The organism is Nocardia sp. NPDC004260 (assembly GCF_053603155.1).
This window is the reverse complement of sequence record NZ_JBSGEZ010000015.1, coordinates 1-16,748: the sequence shown is the minus strand read 5'-3', so window position 1 is coordinate 16,748 and position 16,748 is coordinate 1. Positions and strand designations below refer to the sequence as shown.

The 16,748-nt window shown below is 68.5% G+C and carries 19 protein-coding genes and 1 pseudogene; 11 read left to right on the top strand and 9 right to left on the bottom strand.

What is annotated here, in order from left to right; all coding sequences use genetic code 11:
* Window positions 1-40 precede the first annotated feature (40 nt).
* The 3 genes from ACWEO7_RS11440 (at window position 41) to ACWEO7_RS11430 (ending at window position 3,121) form a co-directional block, all read left to right on the top strand.
* Complete coding sequence (locus ACWEO7_RS11440) at window positions 41-1,180, top strand: AI-2E family transporter (RefSeq protein WP_452422770.1); 1,140 nt, start codon at window positions 41-43, stop codon at window positions 1,178-1,180.
* A gap of 81 nt (window positions 1,181-1,261) precedes the next feature.
* Entirely contained in the window at window positions 1,262-1,777 is a 516-nt protein-coding gene (locus ACWEO7_RS11435) for an OsmC family protein (RefSeq protein ID WP_452422768.1), read from the top strand.
* 48 nt (window positions 1,778-1,825) lie between these two features.
* Window positions 1,826-3,121 carry a bifunctional o-acetylhomoserine/o-acetylserine sulfhydrylase gene (locus tag ACWEO7_RS11430; RefSeq protein WP_452422767.1) on the top strand — a complete coding sequence of 432 codons (1,296 nt, stop codon included), beginning with the start codon at window positions 1,826-1,828 and terminating at the stop codon, window positions 3,119-3,121.
* 28 nt (window positions 3,122-3,149) lie between these two features.
* Here ACWEO7_RS11430 and ACWEO7_RS11425 read toward each other — a convergent pair whose 3' ends face one another.
* The 3 genes from ACWEO7_RS11425 to ACWEO7_RS11415 are packed head-to-tail and all read right to left on the bottom strand — an operon-like array spanning window position 3,150 to window position 4,464.
* Entirely contained in the window at window positions 3,150-3,650 is a 501-nt protein-coding gene (locus tag ACWEO7_RS11425; protein ID WP_452422765.1) for a hypothetical protein, read from the bottom strand.
* Window positions 3,651-3,673: 23 nt separating this feature from the next.
* A complete protein-coding gene (locus ACWEO7_RS11420; RefSeq protein ID WP_452422764.1) occupies window positions 3,674-4,114 on the bottom strand; it encodes a hypothetical protein in 441 nt (146 codons plus the stop codon).
* On the bottom strand, window positions 4,111-4,464 hold the full coding sequence (locus tag ACWEO7_RS11415; RefSeq protein WP_452422763.1) for a hypothetical protein: 354 nt from the start codon (window positions 4,462-4,464) through the stop codon (window positions 4,111-4,113). The genes ACWEO7_RS11420 and ACWEO7_RS11415 overlap by 4 nt, the downstream gene beginning before the upstream one ends.
* Window positions 4,465-5,115: 651 nt before the next feature.
* Here ACWEO7_RS11415 and ACWEO7_RS11410 point away from each other — a divergent pair.
* Window positions 5,116-5,325, top strand: a pseudogene (locus ACWEO7_RS11410) (helix-turn-helix domain-containing protein); the annotation flags it as partial.
* Between the two features lie 72 nt (window positions 5,326-5,397).
* On the top strand, window positions 5,398-6,348 hold the full coding sequence (locus ACWEO7_RS11405) for a hypothetical protein (protein WP_452422896.1): 951 nt from the start codon (window positions 5,398-5,400) through the stop codon (window positions 6,346-6,348).
* Between the two features lie 5 nt (window positions 6,349-6,353).
* Here the strand turns inward: ACWEO7_RS11405 and ACWEO7_RS11400 are convergent, their stop codons facing one another.
* Window positions 6,354-6,668 (bottom strand): putative quinol monooxygenase, encoded by a 315-nt coding sequence (locus ACWEO7_RS11400; RefSeq protein ID WP_452422761.1) that lies wholly within the window; start codon window positions 6,666-6,668, stop codon window positions 6,354-6,356.
* Between the two features lie 535 nt (window positions 6,669-7,203).
* Here ACWEO7_RS11400 and ACWEO7_RS11395 point away from each other — a divergent pair.
* The 4 genes from ACWEO7_RS11395 to ACWEO7_RS11380 all read left to right on the top strand — a co-directional run bounded on the left by ACWEO7_RS11395 (window position 7,204) and on the right by ACWEO7_RS11380 (window position 10,136).
* Window positions 7,204-8,010 (top strand): hypothetical protein, encoded by an 807-nt coding sequence (locus tag ACWEO7_RS11395; RefSeq protein ID WP_452422759.1) that lies wholly within the window; start codon window positions 7,204-7,206, stop codon window positions 8,008-8,010.
* Between the two features lie 201 nt (window positions 8,011-8,211).
* Window positions 8,212-8,385, top strand: a complete 174-nt coding sequence (locus ACWEO7_RS11390) for a CsbD family protein (protein ID WP_379252935.1) — start codon at window positions 8,212-8,214, stop codon at window positions 8,383-8,385.
* Between the two features lie 205 nt (window positions 8,386-8,590).
* Complete coding sequence (locus tag ACWEO7_RS11385) at window positions 8,591-9,304, top strand: FadR/GntR family transcriptional regulator (protein ID WP_452422758.1); 714 nt, start codon at window positions 8,591-8,593, stop codon at window positions 9,302-9,304.
* Window positions 9,305-9,308: 4 nt separating this feature from the next.
* Window positions 9,309-10,136, top strand: coding sequence for a sterol desaturase family protein (locus tag ACWEO7_RS11380; protein WP_452422756.1), 828 nt, complete (start codon window positions 9,309-9,311; stop codon window positions 10,134-10,136).
* Here the strand turns inward: ACWEO7_RS11380 and ACWEO7_RS11375 are convergent.
* The 5 genes from ACWEO7_RS11375 to ACWEO7_RS11355 all read right to left on the bottom strand — a co-directional run bounded on the left by ACWEO7_RS11375 (window position 10,097) and on the right by ACWEO7_RS11355 (window position 14,861).
* Window positions 10,097-12,184: an MMPL family transporter gene (locus ACWEO7_RS11375; RefSeq protein WP_452422884.1), complete on the bottom strand. Its 2,088-nt coding sequence runs from the start codon at window positions 12,182-12,184 to the stop codon at window positions 10,097-10,099. The two genes, ACWEO7_RS11380 and ACWEO7_RS11375, sit on opposite strands and share 40 nt — an antisense overlap.
* Before the next feature lie 180 nt (window positions 12,185-12,364).
* On the bottom strand, window positions 12,365-13,174 hold the full coding sequence (locus ACWEO7_RS11370; RefSeq protein WP_450015212.1) for an RNA polymerase sigma factor SigF: 810 nt from the start codon (window positions 13,172-13,174) through the stop codon (window positions 12,365-12,367).
* Complete coding sequence (locus ACWEO7_RS11365) at window positions 13,167-13,604, bottom strand: ATP-binding protein (RefSeq protein ID WP_452422754.1); 438 nt, start codon at window positions 13,602-13,604, stop codon at window positions 13,167-13,169. The genes ACWEO7_RS11370 and ACWEO7_RS11365 overlap by 8 nt, the downstream gene beginning before the upstream one ends.
* A 238-nt stretch (window positions 13,605-13,842) precedes the next feature.
* Window positions 13,843-14,325, bottom strand: coding sequence for a DUF4254 domain-containing protein (locus ACWEO7_RS11360; protein WP_452422753.1), 483 nt, complete (start codon window positions 14,323-14,325; stop codon window positions 13,843-13,845).
* A gap of 110 nt (window positions 14,326-14,435) precedes the next feature.
* Complete coding sequence (locus ACWEO7_RS11355; protein WP_452422752.1) at window positions 14,436-14,861, bottom strand: VOC family protein; 426 nt, start codon at window positions 14,859-14,861, stop codon at window positions 14,436-14,438.
* A 139-nt stretch (window positions 14,862-15,000) separates the two neighbouring features.
* On the opposite strand from ACWEO7_RS11355, the gene ACWEO7_RS11350 reads away from it, so the two are divergent.
* Window positions 15,001-15,975 (top strand): GlxA family transcriptional regulator, encoded by a 975-nt coding sequence (locus tag ACWEO7_RS11350; protein ID WP_452422750.1) that lies wholly within the window; start codon window positions 15,001-15,003, stop codon window positions 15,973-15,975.
* 204 nt (window positions 15,976-16,179) lie between these two features.
* A partial coding sequence (locus ACWEO7_RS11345; RefSeq protein WP_452422883.1) for a KUP/HAK/KT family potassium transporter occupies window positions 16,180-16,748 on the top strand: 569 nt, incomplete at its 3' end.

The following is a 16,748-nucleotide window of genomic DNA, read 5'->3' as shown; positions in this document are numbered from 1 at the left end:
GAGTCCCGCTCGATCTCGTGGCGCGTGCCAGACTGGGCCGGTGAGCGAACGCAGCAAAAGCGACAAACCGGACGAACTCGCATCGCGTGATCGCGGTGATGTCATCGGTGCGGGCCTGCTGTGGCTGGCCAAGTGGGCGCTGTGCATCGTCGCGATCGCGGCGGGCGCGTGGGTGCTCGGCTTTCTGGTCGCCCGGCTGTGGGTGGTGATCCTGCCGGTGGCGTTGGCGATCGTGATCGCCACCGTGCTGTGGCCGCCGGTGCGCTGGCTCACCGCCCGCGGCCTGCCGCCCGCCGCGGCGGCCTCGCTCGCGGTGCTCGGTTTCCTCGGTGTGCTGGCCGGTGTCATCGCGCTGATCGTGCCCTCGGTGGTCGACCAGGTCCCGGAACTGGCCGACAAGGCGAGCGCGGGCGTCAACCAGGTGCGCGACTGGTTGCAGGGGCCGCCGTTGCGAATCCGCGAAGAGCAGTTGAATTCCGCGGTCGACGCCATCGTGTCACGGTTGCAGTCGAGTTCCGCGCAGATCGCCACCGGCGTATTCAGCGGCGTGACCACCGCGACGTCGGCGCTGATCACCCTGTTCCTCGTGCTGGTACTGAGCTTCTTCTTCGTCAAGGACGGGCCGCGTTTCCTGCCCTGGCTGCACAGCGTCTCGGGCAGCCGCGGCGGCAGGCACCTGGAGGAGGTGCTCCGCCGGATCTGGGTCGTGCTCGGCGGGTTCATCCGGACCCAGGCGCTGGTCAGTCTGGTCGACGCAGTGCTCATCGGCGCCGGTCTCGTCATCCTCGGGGTGCCGCTGGCGCTGGTGCTCGCGGTGATCACCTTCCTCGGCGGATTCGTGCCGATGGTCGGCGCGTTCGTCGCGGGCGCCCTCGCGGTGCTGGTCGCGCTGGTGGGCAACGGCTTCGTCACCGCGCTGATCGTGCTCGGCATCGTCGTGGCCGTGCAGCAACTGGAGGGCAACGTGCTGCAACCGGTGTTGCAGAGCCGCAGCATGCAGTTGCACGCGGTCATCGTGCTGCTGGCGGTCACCGCGGGCGGCTCGCTCTACGGGATCGTCGGCGCGTTCCTGGCCGTGCCGGTCGTCGCGATCGCCGCGGTGGTCCTGCGTTACCTCGGCGAGCAGATCGACGCGGCCACCGCGCCACCGCGGGAATCGGAGAGCGAACCCGCGGACTGACGCAGCACCGCGCACCATCCTTGCACTCAGTCCGAATGTAACTATCGCCGTCGCCGCCTGCGGTTTCTAGCGTCAGTGGACATGACAACTGATGTGGGCACCCCGCTCAACGACATCGCCGACGCGACGGCGAAGGCGGTCGCCGACGACCCGGCGAACGCGCTGGTGGTGTTCCGTGCCTCCGGGATTCCGGAGGGGACGGTGGGCAGCGCGATCAGCCTCGGCCGACACACCGTGCGCGTGGACGAACCGCCCGCGCTCGGCGGCGCGGACACCGCGCCCAATCCGGTCGAGGTGTACCTCGCGTCGCTCATCGCCTGTCAGGTGGTGACCTATCGGTTCTGGGCCCAGCGCCTCGGCATCACGATCGATGAACTGGCGGTGAGCGCCGAAGGCGATCTCGACGTGCGCGGGTTCTTCGGCTTGGATGAAAACGTTCGCCCCGGCTTCCAGGCGGTGCGGGTGACCGTCCGCCTCAGCGGGCCGGAGACCGAGCAGCGCTATGCCGAACTCCAGCAGGCCGTCGACGCGCACTGCCCCGTACTGGACCTCACGACCGGGCGCACTCCGGTCGACACCAGGCTGATCACCGATTAGCCGCCATCCCAACCAGCTCGATCACTCACCAGAAGGAGGACCTTCCCGATGACCGAACCCGACCTGTCCCAGAACTGGAGCTTCGAGACGAAGCAGATCCACGTCGGACAGATTCCGGACGGCACGACCAACGCCCGTGCCCTGCCGATCTACCAGACCACCTCCTACACCTTCCGCGACACCGCGCACGCGGCCGCGCTGTTCGGCCTGGCCGAGCCCGGCAACATCTACACCCGGATCATGAACCCGACCCAGGACGCGGTGGAGCAGCGCATCGCCGCCCTGGAAGGCGGCGTGGCCGCTCTGCTGCTGGCCTCCGGGCAGGCCGCGGAGACCTTCGCGATCCTCAACATCGCCGGAGCGGGCGACCACATCGTGTCCAGCCCCCGGCTCTACGGCGGCACCTACAACCTCTTCCACTACTCGCTGCCCAAGCTCGGCATCGAGGTCTCGTTCGTCGACGACCCCGACGACCTCGAGCAGTGGAAAGCCGCCATCCGCCCGAACACCAAGGCGCTGTACGGCGAGACGATCTCCAACCCGCAGAACCACATCCTCGACATCCCGGGGATCGCGGGCGTCGCCCACGACAACGGTGTGCCGTTGATCGTGGACAACACCGTCGCCACGCCGTACCTGATCCAGCCGCTGGCCCACGGCGCCGACATCGTCGTGCACTCGGCCACCAAGTACCTCGGCGGACACGGCGCGGCCATCGCGGGCGTGATCGTGGACGGCGGCAAGTTCGACTGGACCGGCGGCCGCTTCCCCGGCTTCACCGAACCCGACCCGAGCTACCACGGTGTCGTGTACGCCGAACTCGGCGCGCCCGCCTACGCGTTGAAGGCGCGCGTGCAACTGCTGCGCGACCTCGGCTCGGCGGTCTCGCCGTTCAACGCGTTCCTGATCAGCCAGGGCCTGGAGACGCTGAGCCTGCGGATCGAGCGGCACGTGCAGAACGCGCAGGCCGTGGCCGGATTCCTCACCACCCGTTCGGAAGTCACCTCGGTGTCCTACGCGGGCCTGCCGTCGTCGCCGTGGTACGAGCGGGGCCGTGCCCTCGCGCCCAAGGGCGCCGGCGCGGTGATCGGCTTCGAGCTGGCGGGCGGCGTCGACGCGGGCAAGCGGTTCGTCGAGGCGCTGCGCCTGCACAGCCACGTCGCCAACATCGGCGACGTCCGCTCGCTGGTGATCCACCCGGCCTCCACCACCCACTCGCAGCTGACCCCCGAAGAGCAGCTGGCCGCGGGCGTCACCCCCGGCCTGGTCCGGCTCGCGGTCGGCATCGAGGGAATCGACGACATCCTCGCCGACCTGCGCGCCGGATTCGACGCGGCATCCTGACGCGTTGTCGCTGGCGGGTGGCTCCTGGTCAGGCCGCGAGCGGCCCGGCCGTGACCACCCGCCCGTCGCGGGTGGTCACGGTAACGTGGGGTGTTTCGCTGCCGAGCGCGCGGACGACGGCGAACGCGAGACCGTCCGCGCCGATCGGCACGACGCACTCGTCCAGCGTGGAGGTAACCGACAGGATGACCGCGTCACGGGCGGCGCGGCCGATGACCGCGAACCAGCCGGAGCCAGACGGGTCGGCGGTCTCGGGCCGGAACCGGGTGCCGCGTCGTTGCAGCGCCTCCCAGGCGGGGGTGTGCTCGTGCCGAGGCCCGACCGGTCGCGGTGCACCGATCACTGTTCCCCTGGTGGTCCACTGGTCGCCGTCGGGATGGACGAACGCGATGTAGCGGCCCTGGTGGCCATCGATGACGACAGCGACCAAGTCGTCACGCACGACGGCGCTGACCGGTGCAAGGTCCCGGTCAGCTGCCGCGAGGGCATCGAGCGCCACGACGACCGCTGGATGGTCCAGTGTGTCCATCGGCTGTGCCCTTCCCTGCCGAGTCAGCAGATCGCGGAGGTGGTGGCGCTGTCGTCGCCGCCGTCGTCCCAGGTCCCGTGCACCGCGGTCAGTTTCACTTCCGTGTGGAATCCGTAAAGGATTCCCGCCGACGAACAAGACGCCGAATACAGCACTTCCACGTCGGGGGTTGTGGAGGTGTCAATCCGTTCGGCGTGCTTGTACCACTTCCCGTCGGCAGCATCGTAACGCCACAGCTTGGTGGTGACGCTGCGCATCTCCGGTCGACCGGTGCAGTGCACTTTGAACCCGAAGTTGATCGGGGCCATCGAGCCGTGGTCGGTCTTCCACGGCTCGATGGCGTGTGGGAAGCACACGATCTCGTCCTTCGCGGCGGGGGTGGGTTCGGCGTTGGCGATGTCGGCCGTGCCGGCCACCAGCACACTGGTGAGCACGGCGGCGCGGATGGCGGTAACGATGGTCATGATTTCCTCCGTAACCGGGTTTCCGGATATAGCGCAGTCCGGACGCAGTCCCGGATAGCGCCTAGTACCGCTAGCGCCGACGGCCGGTACGAGTCGCTCGGAGCCTGCGCCCACACCCGGAACCGGTCGCCCACACCATCGGCAGGCGACGGCAACGCGATCTGCGCACCGATCGGCGCGAAAGTCGCGTTCAGCCGGAACAACTCCGAGAACAGCGGCATATCGGCCGGGATGTCCGGCCGCACCAGGAACGTCCACCGCTTCGAACGCGGATGGGAGATGATCGGCCCGGCAGGGTCGCCGAGCTTCGCCATGCGAATCTTCACCGTCGCGCCGAGCTGCGCAGGCACCGTGATCGCACCAACGCTCCCCGATGGCAGGAAGATACGGCCCAATTCCGGATCGATGCGTGCGGGCAGCCCGCACACGTTCCGGTAGCACCGGCACCGGACCACAGGAGTCTCCAGAATTGTCGTGGGGGCGTCGGCGAGAACTGGTGCCGACCTATTCATCGCGGCCCCCGCCACGCCACCGCCGCCGGTCTATCCCGGTGACTGGAGCGAGGTTGATCAAGTATTCGCGGGGGACGTCGTGGCGGTCATCCACGATCACGGTCCCCACCCACCCGCACGGGCCGGGAATGTCGCGGACATGCTGCCCGAGCCGCCCGTTCTCGAGCGGCGCTAGCTGTAGGCAGTGCTGGGTTCCTGGGCATCGCACCCGCGCCAACGGCCCGTACGGTGTGCCATCGGTGGTTTCCCACTGTCCGACCCTCGACAGCCGGACCTCGTCACCCTCTCCCATCCCGCAGCGATCCCCTTCTCGTCGAATGGAAAGCACCCGGCGCCAGGGGCTTTCGTCACCCCCTCCAACGACGTCACGGACGCCGATGGTGTGCCCTGATCAGGCAAGGGCTTCACCCACCGCCGGGGCTTGGCTACGACTCTGGACCCAACACAGCCCGCGAAGTATCAAGCTTTTTAGTACTCCGGTACGAACGGATGTCGTTGAATGGAAAGGTGAGCAAAATGGATGACCGCGCCGCAATCGCAGCACGCGTGGCCCAAGCCCGGAAGCTCGCCGGCCTGACACAGAAGGCACTGGCGGAGAAAACGAACCTCTCCGTCGGAATTGTCCGTGCGGTCGAGCAACGGACGGCCCCCGCATCGCCGGCGTTTCTCGGAGCCGTGTCCAAGGCCCTCCGGGTCAGTGTTGCCGACCTGACTGGACAGCCGTATCCACCTGCACCTGGCCCCGACACCGAGGTACACGCAGCAGTCGGGGTGCTGCGAAATGAGCTGGCCGCTTATGATCTGGATAACGACAACGTTTCTCACGGGCGCCCTTTCGGACAGATCAAGGCCGACGTCGAGCAGGTGTGCCGATATCGCCGTGCCGCGTCATTCCACAAACTCGGCCACTCTCTGCCACCGCTGCTCGGTGAGGTACGCGCTGCGGTGCACCGCACCAGCCGCCGGGAGCGGGATCAAGCGCTCGTTCTGCTGTGCGAGCTGTACTACTCCGCGCCCAGCCTCGCCCACAAACTCGGGTATTGCGACCTCGCCGCCGTGGCCGTCGATCGGCTCGCATGGGCAGCCGCCGAGTCCGGTAACGAACTGTGGATCGCCACCGGTCAATTCCACCGTGCGGCGCTTCTCACCTCCGGCGGCGACTGGACCGCCGCCCTCAGATTCTTGGAGCGCTGCCGGGCCGGCATCGAACCCCGCCTCGGCGCCGGACACCGCCACGACCTCATCGCCTGGGGCGGCCTGCACCTGCAATCCGGGCTAGCCGCGTCGCGCTCCGGCAAACGCGACCTTGCCAACGAGCACTTGGCGGAGGCCCGGGAGACCGCGCTGCGCCTCGGTGACGATCGCGACGTCATCCTGTCGTTCGGACCGACGAACGTCGAAATCTGGTCGGTGGCACTTGCCGTGGAGAGCATGGACGGCACCGAAGCCCTCAACCGGGCACGGTCGCTGGTCATCCCGGATGGCACACCGAAGGAGCGCGCGGGTCATCACTACATCGACCTGTCACGCGCATACCTCCTGCATGGAGACCGCACACGCGCTTTGGATGCGCTACTGACCGCGAAAGCGATCGCCCCGGCGCAGACTCGCTGGAATCCAATGGTGCACGAGACAGTGCGGGCGCTGGCTCGTGCGGAAGCACGCAGCGTCGACACCGTCCACGGCTTCGCCGTATGGTGCGGGATCGCTGCGCGCCTGTGATCCGGTCAGCCTGCCGCAGGCAGTCCCTTCGCATCGGCAGGGGCCAGGAATTCCACCCGAAACGACGCGATGTACTTCTCACGCTGACCCAGGAAGTGCTTCGTGTGCGGCTGCCGCTCGTGCGTATCGAACGCGTCGCGGTCGCGGTACACCTCGTAGAACACTCGTGACAGCGGTTCGTTCTCAACAGCGTGAGTGGCGTAGACCAAAGTTCCGGGTTCCAGTTCGGTGATGGCATGGACGGTTTCAGCGACCAGTTCGTCGAACTCGGCCGCCTTCTCGGCGTCCTGAAGTTCGAACCTCACAACGAGCGCGAACATAGCTCCTCCTCGGCACTGGTACACGGCCACCGTACATGCCCAGGACCAGCAGCCAGACTGCTTCAACGTGCTCGATACCCGCGTGTCGATGTCACTGCGGGGCGCTTCGACCGCTTTGTCGGATGCCTGGGCTGCTTCGCGGAACTCGGCCGCGAGGGATTACATCCGCTCCGAGGTGAGGTAGCCGTCGCGGAGTGCGTACTGACCAGTTCGCCGACCACCTCGAACGCCCCCACACGACGGGGTCGGATGGGCTCTTGATCAGGCCACGGCGTGGCTCGGAACCCGCACAGCGGGGCAGAGCCCCGTTTCGAGGGTGGTTTCCCTGATTTCGGTTGAAGAAATTAGCAGCAGCGCAGTCGTGATCGGTTGACCACGGCGACAAGGCTATTCGACCCGGTCACGCGGATTCGATTGGCAGCGGCGCGTTTCACCGCAATCGAAAATAAATCGAACTGCCGCGCATCCGTATGGCTTTCTGGACCGAACTAGAAGGGTAGGTACATGTCCTCTTCAGAATGAGGTGGGTAAGTCCATGGGCATAGCAGTACCCGAAATCGAAACTCCAGCACACCCGTTCTTCCGCCGCGCCGCCACTCTGGTCGTCGCGGGCGCCATCCCGTTGTCCTTGGTCGGTGCCGCCGCGACCGCCACCGCGAACCCGCTGCCGGAGATCTCCGTCCAGGTCCCGTTCGCCCCGGGTCCCGGCCTTGGCGTCATCCCGGTGGCCGATCCCGCGGACCCCGAGTCTCTTCCGCCCGCACCCCCGGTTTCCGCGGGCCGCAACGACCTGAGCGTCAACCGGCCGATGCCGGATCCGAACCTGCTCGCGCCGGTCGAGCCGCAGCGACTGCACCTGCCCAACCCCGCCGCCCCGGCTCCCGCGGTCGCGCCGATCGAGGCGCCGCCCGGCACGCTGCGCGTGGGTTCGGTGGTGATCGGCCGCCCGGATTTCATGACTCCCGAGCAGGGCAAGATGTTCAACGACGCGATCGCGGGCCCGGAAGCAGGCATCGCGCAGACCCTCGATTCGGCGGGCTTCGATCCGTCGCGTTCCGACCGCATCGCCGCCGACCTGATCGGCTCCACCGCCATCGGCGCCTCGGCGGGCAGCATGGTGGCCGCGCCGGTCGCCTCGATCGGAGCGGTCATCGGCGCCATCTGCGGCGCCATCGCGGGCCTGCCGATGTTTCCGACCGGGACGGTGGCCGTCATGGCCTTCGGCGCCGCCATCGGTTATGGATTCGTCGCCTCCCCCGCCATCGCCGTCGGCGCGGCCCTCGGCGCGGGCGTCGGTGTGCTGCAAGGCCTTCTGACGCCGCCCACGGTTCCGGCCGCATAATTTCCGGCGCGCCGGAGACCGCGCGCAGTATGCGGATTCGGCGGCGATTTCGAATACGCACGATTTCCGCGAAGACCCGGTTTTCCGCCGGGTCTTCTGCTTTTAACAGGAATGGCCGATGTTTGGCCGCCCGGTTACGGGCTACTGCGAAGAAGACCGGCTGAAGATGGCCGGCCGGTCGCTTCAAAAGGAGGGTGTGACATGAGCACAGTCGACAAGGCGAAGAACAAGACCGATAAAATCGCTGGTCAGGCCAAGGAAAAGCTGGGGGAGGCCAAGGGCGACCGGGGGAAGCGCGACGAAGGCCGCACCGACCAGATCAAGTCCGACCTGAAGGACGCGGGCGAGAAGGTCAAAGACGCCTTCCGGCACTGACCGCCGCTTGTGCGCTGCCGGACGCAGTCCGTCCCGGGCGGCGCGCGGCCGGACAGAACGCGGGAAAACTACCCCGCACGGCGTTGCGAAAGCATAGCTAGGTAGGGCCCAGGCGGATGGCCGCAGCGAGCGGTCATCCGCCTCCCTTTCGAAGCAACTGGTCCAACCAGTTGACCTGTTAACCGCAATGCGCCACACTCGGCGCATGGAATTCGCCGCGGTCGCCCGCACCGCCGTCTCCGATGTGGTCTTCGGTCAGATCATCGACGCGATCCTGAGCGGCCGGCTCGCCCCCGAGGCGTCGCTCCCCTCCGAGCGCGAGCTGGCCGAAATGTTCCAGGTGAACCGCCACGCCGTGCGCGAAGCGCTCAAGCGCGTACAGCAGAGCGGGCTGGTCCGCGTCACGCCGGGCGGCAAGACCCGTGTTCTCGACTGGCGCTCCCACGCGGGCCTGGACATTCTGACCGCGCTCACTCGCTCCGGGGCCGTACCGGCCACACGGATCCTGCACGACATCGCGGTGATGCGGCGTTCGGTCGCCGCCGACGCGGCCCGCTTGTGCGCCGAGCACGCCGACGCCCATCAACTGGCGACCGTGCAACGCGCCGCCGCGGCCTACCCGGACGCCACCGCGCCGTTCGGCGCCGTGGTCGATGCCGATCTGGCGTTCTGGGTGGCGATCCTGGACGGCTCCGGCAATCTCGCCTACCGGCTGGCGTTGAACACCCTGGTCTCCGGCTATTTCGGGATCGGTATGGAAATCGTCGCCGAACTGGGCCTGAACAAGGAATACATCGATCCCGGCGCCCATCGCGCGCTCGCGGAACACATTGCCCGTCGCGATTCGTCCGCGGCCTACGACACCGCCTACGCCCTGCTCACCCGGCTGGTGGACGCCCAAGCAGCACCGAAAGATTGACCCGTTGTTCAACCTGATCGCCCACGCCATACCGGTTTTCGTGCTCTGCCTGGCGCTCGAAGCGGCCTCCTTCCACCTGCTGCCCGACGACGACCAACTCGGCTACCAGTTCCGCGACGCGCGCACCAGCGTGCTCATGGGGCTGGGAAATGTGGTGGTGAACCTCGGCTGGAAACTCGCGGTCGTCGCGGTGTACGCCGCGGCGTACCTGGCCGCCCCGTTCCATCTCCCGGCGGACCACCCGCTGACCTGGGTCGCGCTGTTCTTCGCCGACGAGATCGCCTACTACTGGTATCACCGCACGCACCACACGGTGCGCGTGTTCTGGGCCAGCCACGTGGTGCACCACTCCAGCGAGTTCTACAACCTCTCCACCGCGCTGCGCCAGCCGTGGACCCCGTTCAGCTCGCTGCCCTATTGGTTGCCGCTGGCGCTGGCCGGTTTCCCGCCCTGGATGATCCTGCTGCAACAGTCGGTCAGCCTCGTCTACCAGTTCTTCATCCACACCGAGCGGGTCGCGACGCTGTGGCGTCCCGTGGAATTCGTGTTCAACACCCCGTCCCATCACCGGGTGCACCACGGCTCCAACGATCGCTACCTGGACAAGAATTACGGCGGCATCCTGATCATCTGGGATCGGCTGTTCGGCACCTTCGAGCCGGAGGACGAACGCGTCCGCTACGGGCTGACCAAGAACATCGAGACGTTCAATCCGGCGAAGGTCGCCACCCACGAGTTCGCCTCGATCTGGCGGGACCTGCGTAGCGCGCCTTCGTGGCGCGCCCGCGGCGGCTACTTGTTCCGCGGCCCGGGCTGGGCGCCCGCCGACTGATCCGCGCCGCCGCGCCCGTCGCCCTCCTCCTCGACGAGCCGCAGCTCGCTCGGCCACCAGATCTTCGGCCCGATCAGGCTGAACAGCGCGGGGATCACCACCGTGCGCACGACGAACGTGTCCAGCAGGATGCCGAGGCCCACCACGATGCCGACCTGAGTCAGGGTGATCAGCGGGAGCACGCCGAGCACGCAGAACACCGCCGCGAGCACGATGCCCGCACTGGTGATCACCGCGCCGGTCACCGACACCGCCCGCACCATGCCATGCGTGGTGCCGTGCCCAGGAGTCTCCTCGCGGGCCCTGGTCACCAAGAAGATCGTGTAGTCGACGCCGAGCGCGACCAGGAACAGGAACGCGAACAGCGGCACGCTGATGTCCAGCGCCGGGAACCCGAACACGTGCTCGCTCATCCAGCTGCCCAGCCCGAGCGCCGCCAGCGCGCTCAACACCGTGACCGCGACGAGCAGCAGCGCGGCAGGCACCGCGCGCAGCAGCACAAGCAGCACCACCAGCACGACGATCAGGATCAGCGGAATGATCAGCTTGCGGTCGCGGCTCGCGGCCGTCTGGACGTCCAGGGCCTGGGCATCGGTGCCGCCGACGATCGCGTCGGCGCCCGGCACCTGGGCCACCGACGCGCGCAGCGCCTCGATCGTGTCGAAGGCACGTGCGGAAGACGGCGGCGCGTCGATCACCACGGCCCACCGGGTCAGCCCGGTCGGCGAGGTGCCGGTCTGCCAGGTCATCACCACGCCCTCCGTGCGGTGGAACGCCGCGTCGATCTCCACCACCGCGTCGCTGCGCGCGAGGACGATCGCGGGATCGGAAGCGCCGGAGGGGAAATGCCGAGCGAGGGCGTCGAATCCCTCCACCGACTCCGCGCGAACCCGGAACTGCTCGGTCTGCGACAGGCCCACCTGCGTCGACAGCAATCCGGTCGCGCAGATGGCCAGCACAACGAGCGCGGTTCCGGCGACCACCGCGGGCCTGCGCACCACCCACGCGGCGACCGCGTGCCAAACTCCCTCGTTCGCCGTATCGCGATCGTCGGCCTCCGGCACGAACGGCCAGAACACGTTGCGTCCGCACAACGCGAGCGCGGCGGGCAACGCGATCAGGACGAACGCCACCGCGACCAGCAACCCCAGCGCGGCCATCACACCGAGACTGCGTGTGCTCGGCACGGACGCGAGCACCAGCACGAGCAGGGCGGCGACCACCGTGACGTTGCTGGCCAGGATCGCGGGCCCGGCGCGCCGCACCGCGTGTCGCAATGCCGTGCGGTGGTCGGCTTCCCGATGCAGTTCGTCCCGATAACGCGACACCAGCAGCAGCGCGTAGTTGGTGCCAGCACCGAACACCAGCACACTCGTGACACCGGAGGTCGAGCCGTCGAAGGTCAGGGCGGTCACACGCGCCAGCGCGGTTCCGGCGCCGGTGGCCACCCGATCGGCCGCGCCGACCACCGCGAGCGGCACCAGCCACAGCACCGGGGAGCGGTACGTCGCGATCAGCAGCACGGCGACGACCATCGCGGTCACCGCCAGCAGGGTGACGTTGGCGCCGGAGAACGAGTCGGCGATGTCGGCGCCGAACGCCGGACCGCCGGTGACCTGCAGGACGAGTCCGTCGGGCAGGCCGTCCCGCGCGACGGCACGGATTTCCCCGATCCGGTCGGTCAGCGGGAATCCGCTCAGGTCGGCGTCCACGGGCACTTGCCCGATCGCCGCTTTCCGGTCCGGCGCGGAGAGCAGGTCGCTCGGACCGGGTGCCCGTCCCGACGCGCGGGCCACCGCCGCCACGGTGGCGTTGCGGTCGTCCTCGGTCAACTCTCCGTCGTCGGCGCGCGTGACCACGATGATCGCGGCGGCCGACCCCGCGTCCGGGAACTCCTCGAGCGCCTGTTCGACTCGCGCCGATTCGGCGGAGGCCGGTAGCGCGGTGGGCGCCTGCCCGGCGGACTCGTTCTCGCCCACCGCGCCGATCAGGCCGATCGACGCCGCGGCGAGCACCACGAGCAGCACCCACGAGGTCCGGGCGGTCACCACCGACGCATAGCGATCCCAAGCGCTCACGCCGCAACTCTCTCAGAAACTGAGCCGCGATGGCAGAACTGCCCGACGCGGACCTGCGCGCCGCGCACCGCGTGCTGGTCGCCGTCGTCCACGCGATGCGCGAGCATCACGACGAGCTGACCGGCGAGTGAACGCCTCCCCCGGGGCGCGTCAGTCCCGCAGCGCCTGCTCGCGCAGCGATTTCAAGGTCTTCGACAGAATCCGTGAGACCTGCATCTGCGAACACCCGATCCGCTGGGCGATCTGCTCCTGGGACATCGAGTCGAAGAAGCGCATCACCAGCACCTGCTTCTCGCGTTCCGGCAGCGCCGCCAGCAGCGGCTTGACCGCCAGGTAGTTCTCCACGGTGCCGAAGTCCGGGTCTTCGGCACCGAGCGAGTCCAGCAGCGAGGGACCGCCGGACTCGGAGTCGTCGGTGTCCGAGGCGGCGTCGATCGAGGAGGTCTGGTAGGCGTTGCGGGCGATGAGCGCCTGGGTCACCTCGTTCAGGTCCGCGCCCAGTTCCTCGGCGATCTCCCGCGCCCGCGGCATCCGGCCCAGCCGCTGCGACAGGATCTCCACCGTCGGGCCGATGGTGGACTGGATCTCCTTGAGCCGCCGCGGAACCCGCACCGACCAGGCGTAGTCGCGGAAATGCCTACGCACTTCACCCATGATCGTCGGCACCGCGAACGACAAGAAGGTCGCGCCGTGCCCCGGATCGAAGCGGTCGACGGCGGCGAGCATACCCACCCGAGCGATCTGCAACAGGTCCTCGAAGCTCTCGCCACGGCCGCTGAACTTGCGGGCGATGTGTTCGGCCAGCGGCAGGCAACGTTCGATCAGCTCGGTGCGCACGGCTTCCCGGCGTGGATCGTCCGGGGCCAGCGCGGCCAGTTCGGCGAAGAGCGGCTCGATATTGTCGTAGGTGTCTCCCCGCGATTTGCGCTTGGAAGCGACCTGATTCGACTCGCTACTCATTATTCGAGCCGCCGCGCACCCAACGGAAGTCGACGACAGTCGGGTAGCCGCCCGCAGCGGAGTCGTGTGTGCCTCGGGTGGCCGAGACCGAATCCGTGAGCGTCGCCACGATGTGCCAGCCGAAGCCGGACTCGTCCGGGCTGGCGTCCGACACCGTGACGGTGGAGACGCGCACCTCCACCGCGTCGTCCTCGAAGCCGAACGCGCACTCCAGCTCCGCCCCGTCCACCGCGTCCAGCACCAGGGCGCTGGCCACCTCGTCGAGGGCCAGCCGGATGTCGGTCACCTCGTCGATGCCGAAATCGGCCATGAGCACGACGGTCTCGGCCAAGGCACGCAACATCGCGAGCTGTTCGGACACCGCGGGCACCCGCACGCTGATCGTGCCGGTCCGCGTCGTAGCGGGAGGAGTCCCCTCACCCTTGCTCATGCACCGCTCCCAGAAGTCGCGCCGTCCGTCGGAGCGCCAAGCCTACGCCCTCTCCCGTAGTGAGCTCGATCGGCCACGGCTCGACGCGCGCGTCTTCGTCCGGGGACGGCTGATCGCGAGGCGCCGCGACGCGGCCGCGCGCACTCCCCACCATGGCTGCCGACACCGATGACCAGCGCGTTCGTCCGATGCGACCGACTCGGCCACTCGATCGACCGCCGGTAGGCCACCCCCGACATCACTGGGCCCCCGAAGCGCCGGTTCGTCCGGACGGAAGACGCCGACGGCCGTCCCCGATCGCGCGCACCAGATCGGCGTAGGCGATCTCCAGTTCGGCCAGCCGGGTCCATGCCGCGTGCATACGCTCGCCCCCCGGATCGTCGTGCATCAGCAGATGGAACGCGTCTTCCGCGACGGCGGCCATCCGGTCGATCATCTCGCCCAGGCTCTCGTGGTGCACCCGCACCGCGGGGTCGGCGCACGGCAGGTGCAGCGCCGCCCAGGTGTCGATCCGTTCGACCAACTCGGCGCGCCGCCGCCGCGTCTCGACCGACTCCCGTGCGTCCTCCCGGCGCCGCCGGTGCAGTTCGGTCAGCTCGCGCGCCCACCGGCTCACCGGGCCCCGCACGTGCTGGCCGCCCAGCGCGCACAGCAGTGCGCTCGGACTCGGCAGCGCCGAATCCTCGGACAGCTTCCGCGGTCGCGCACGCTGGACCAGCATCGGCCTACCTCCCCGGCACGACCGCACCGCTCGTACGGGGGGTCGGCCAAGCCTTCATCAGGACAGCGTTCATTCCGGATCGGGCATGCCCGCTGCGGGCGGACGCAAACTCACAGGGGCGCAGTGAGTTCGAGATGGATGCCGTCGGGATCGGAGAACGACAGGATCGCGATGCCGAAATCGGCCATCTCCGTGATCTCCCCGTGTTCGATGCCCGCATCGGCGAGGCGAGCGGCCGCGGCCACCAGATCGTCCCGCGCCGGGACGGTGAAGCTGAGATGGTCCAAACCCACACGTTCGGAATCGAATCGGTCCGCCGGATCGGCGACCGGACGCAGGCCGAGCAACATGCCGTTGGCCTGGAACACCACCCCGCCGAACAGTCGCATCGGGTCGACGCGCACCTCCGGATCGTCGGGGCTGCCCGGCGATTCGGCGGCGACGGGGAAACCGAGTACATCTCGGTAGAAGGCACGCGACCGGGCGATGTCGGTCACGGTCAACCGGATGTGATGCGTCCCGGTCGTTTCGATCATGGTCACGCTCCCAAACGAGGTACGGCGGGTTCGATCGGCTCCCCGGTTCGCTCGGCGGCGAGCCGTCTCGCGATGACGGTAGGACAGAATCCCGGCGGAGCCGAGTGTCGCAAACGACATCTTCGGTACCGTTTCCGACATGGACGTCGTCGTCTTCGTGGTGGACGGCGTAGCCGATTTCGGATACGCCGCCCTACTGGAAACCTTCAACACCGCCAACGCCGTGCGCACCGAGCTGCCCGACCCGCCGCGGGCATGGCGGGTGCACAGCGCGTCGTTCGGCGCCACGGTGCGGTCGGGCAACGGCCACACCGTGCCGACGATCCCGCTCGACGAGCTCGGCGACGGGTTCGATCTGATGATCGTGCCCGCCGTGAACGTCCTGGAGGCCGCGGCGCTGATCGATCTGGTCTCCGCACCCGCCAGCCGTCCGGTGCTCGACCGGCTGGTCGCGGCCCGTGATCGGGGCGCCCACCTCGCCGGCGCCTGCACCGGAACGTTCTTCCTGGCCGAGGCGGGCGTGCTGGACGGCTCCCCCGCGACCACGAGCTGGTGGCTCGGCCCCAGCTTCCGCCGCCGCTACCCACACGTGGAACTCGACGAGGGGCGCACGCTGTGTCGCGGTCGACGCGTCACCACCGCGGGCGCCGCGCTCTCGCACATGGACCTGGCGCTGTCGCTGATCGCGAGCAAGAGCCCGGCGCTGGCCGAACGCGCCATGCGCTACCTGGCGGTGGGCGCGGGACGACCGCAACGCGAGTTCATCGTCCCCGAGATCATCGCCCGCGGCGATTCCGTCACCGCCGCCTTCGAACGCTGGGTCCGCGGGCACCTCGGCGAGAATTTCCGGATATCCCAGGCCGCTCGCGCCATCGGCGTCACCGAACGCAGCCTGCAGCGGGCCACCCACGCCGAACTGGGCATGTCCCCCACGGAATTCGTGCACGACATCCGCCTGGAACGCGCCGTGCAACTGCTGCGCACCACTTCGCTCACGGTGGACGCGGTGGCCGCCAAGGTGGGTTATCTCAACGCGGGAACCCTGCGCGGATTGTTCCGCCGCCGCCGGGGCATGTCGATCTCCGAGATCCGCATGACGCGCGTGTCGTATTGAGCCGCGGTTGGCACGACGCCGGATGTCATGCGGCGGCTACTGCCCGACGGCCGAACTCCGGGAACGGTATTGTCCGCACGGGCGGCCGGACAGCCCGCGCGAGGAGGACCCCCGGTGACCGATCGGCAGCACACGACCACATCCGACGAGGAGCGACCCCCCGCGCCCGCCGCGACGAGCGCACACGACACCGCGCGGCTCGGCGTGGTGGTCGCCGCACTCGGCGTGGTGTTCGGCGACATCGGCACCAGTCCGATCTACACCATCCAGACGGTGTTCAACCCTGCGGACCCACATCCGGTGCCGGTGAGCGTGGACAACGTGTACGGCGTGGTCTCGCTGATCTTCTGGTCGGTCACCATCATCGTCACCGTCACCTACATCCTGCTGGCCCTGCGCGCCGACAACGACGGCGAGGGCGGCATCATGGCGCTGATCACGCAGCTGCGGCGGTGGGGCTCGCAGCACGGCCGACGGCAGACCGCGGTACTGGCGGCGCTGGGCATCTTCGGCGCTTCGCTGTTCTTCGGCGACAGCATGATCACTCCGGCGATCTCCGTGCTGTCCGCCGTCGAGGGAATCGAGGTCGTGCAACCGTCGCTGGCGGATTTCGTCGTACCGATCACCGCGGTCATCATCGTGACGCTGTTCCTGGTGCAGCGCCGGGGCACCTCGGCCGTGGGCCGGGTGTTCGGGCCGGTGATGATCGCCTGGTTCGCGGTCATCGGCGCGTGCGGGGTCGCGGGCATCGCCGATCATCCGCAGATTCTTCG